Source organism: Bradyrhizobium sp. 31Argb (assembly GCF_043638955.1).
Lineage (GTDB): Bacteria > Pseudomonadota > Alphaproteobacteria > Rhizobiales > Xanthobacteraceae > Bradyrhizobium.
In genome coordinates, this window is record NZ_JBEGDB010000555.1 from 1 (window position 1) to 1,849 (window position 1,849).

Below are 1,849 nucleotides of genomic sequence, written 5' to 3' on the forward strand. Positions count from 1 at the left end.
GCACGCGAGGCGCGTGCCGCTTACGCCAATGCAACTTGACAATCCAGATAGTCGCTCATCCGACGCGCATTGCATGCGCGCCACCTTCTCCCACAAGGGGAGAAGGTATTTTTTAGGCCACCGTGAAGAACGGCAATGGCGCGCCGTCGGTTGGCTTCCACACCACCTTCACCTTCTGGCCGATCCTGATCTTGTCCAGGTCGCAGTCGACGATATTGGTCTGCAGCGACGGGCCTTCCCTCAGCGTGACATAGGCGATCGCATATGGACCGGTCGGCGACTTTCGCATCAGGCTGTAGGTATAGACCGTCGCCTCGCCCGAACTCTCCTCCCACACCGTCTTGTCGGAGAAGCAGAACGGGCAGATCGAGCGCGGGAAGTAATGCGGCTCGCCGCAGGCGGTGCAGCGCTTGATCAGGAACTTGCCTTGCTTGGCCGCTTCCCAGAACGGCGCGCTTTCCGGGTTCGTCACCGGCGCATTGTATTTCTTCGCTTCAGTCATCACACGCGCTCCAGAATGCAGGTCGAGGCGGCGTGGCGGACGCCGAGCAGGCCGCCCGTGCCATGCGCAATCGCAAGATCGCAATTGGGCACCTGCACCTTCGGATGCGCTTCGCCGCGCAATTGCCTGACAGCTTCGAGGATCTTGGTCATGCCGCCGCGGTTGACGGGATGGTTGCTGCAGAGCCCGCCGCCGTCGGTATTGAACGGCAATTTGCCGACACCGGAAATCAAATTGCCGTCGGCGACGAACTTGCCGCCCTCGCCTTTCTTGCAGAAACCGAGATCCTCGAGCTGCATCAGCACGGTGATGGTGAAGCTGTCGTAGATCGAAGCGTATTTGATATCCTTCGGCGTCACGCCCGCTTCTTCGAAAGCGCGCGGGCCGGACCACACGCCGGCGGAATAAGTGAGATCGAGATCCTTGCCGCCGCGCGGGCCCTTTATCGCTTCGCCATGGCCGATCAGGCGCACCAGCGGCTTCTTCAGGCTCTTGGCGATCTCGGGCGTGGTGACGATCATCGCGCCACCGCCATCGGTGACGACGCAGCAATCCATGCGATGCAGCGGATCGGAGATCATCGGCGAGTTCAGCACGTCCTCGACGGTGACGACTTCCTTCAGCATCGCGTGGGGGTTGTATTGCGCGTGATGGGACGCGGCGACCTTGATCCAGGCGAGCTGCTCGCTGGTGGTGCCGTAATCGTGCATGTGGCGCATGGCACACATACCGTAGGCGTTATGCGTGGTAGCCCCGTAGGCGGACTCGAAATCGGCCTCGGCGCCGGCGGCGCGCGGCGGCATCACCCCGGTGCGCGGCTTGCCGGCGAGCGTCACCAGCGCGATCGAACATTTGCCGGCGGCGATCGCCTGCGCGGCATGGCCGAGATGGATCAGATAGGAACAGCCGCCGGTCTCGGTGGAATCGACGTGACGTACCTTGAGGCCGAGATAATCGACCATCGGCCAGAGCCCGCCGGGCGCGTCGCCGGCGAGGAAATAGCCGTCGATATCGTCCTTGGTCAGCCCCGCATCCTCGATCGCGCCCTTGGCGACCTCGGCATGGAGCTGCGCGGTGGATTTGTCGGGAGCATGCCGGGTGGGATGCTCATAGATGCCGGCAATGTAAGCCTTGCCTTTGATGGTCAACTCGTTCTCCGCTGGCGTTTCTAGTGCGAGCATTTTTCTGGACCGTCAGGCAGGCCTTGGCAAGCGCGGAAATATTCCGTGCGGCGAGAGAGCAAACATCGAGGGAGACGCGGCACAGGATCGTAGATTCCATGGGGCGGTGAGCGCGCCCTTTCCGGTAGGTTTGGGTTTCCACACTCGAACCATCGGAGAGTCTGAT

Annotated in this window: 2 protein-coding genes; both read right to left on the minus strand. The window is 62.1% G+C overall.

The window, feature by feature from the left end:
- Positions 1 to 112 precede the first annotated feature (112 nt).
- The gene (locus tag AAFX91_RS41280) at positions 113 to 502 is read right to left on the minus strand and encodes a Zn-ribbon domain-containing OB-fold protein (protein ID WP_130582258.1); all 390 of its coding nucleotides are present in this window, start codon (positions 500 to 502) and stop codon (positions 113 to 115) included.
- Positions 502 to 1,650 (minus strand): thiolase domain-containing protein, encoded by a 1,149-nt coding sequence (locus AAFX91_RS41285; protein WP_130582257.1) that lies wholly within the window; start codon positions 1,648 to 1,650, stop codon positions 502 to 504. The genes AAFX91_RS41280 and AAFX91_RS41285 overlap by 1 nt, the downstream gene beginning before the upstream one ends.
- Between the last annotated feature and the right edge of the window lie 199 nt (positions 1,651 to 1,849).

Coding starts and splice junctions, on each gene's coding strand:
- AAFX91_RS41280 (WP_130582258.1), bottom strand. CDS start 502: ATGACTGAAGCGAAGAAATACAATGCGCCGGTGACGAACCCGGAAAGC.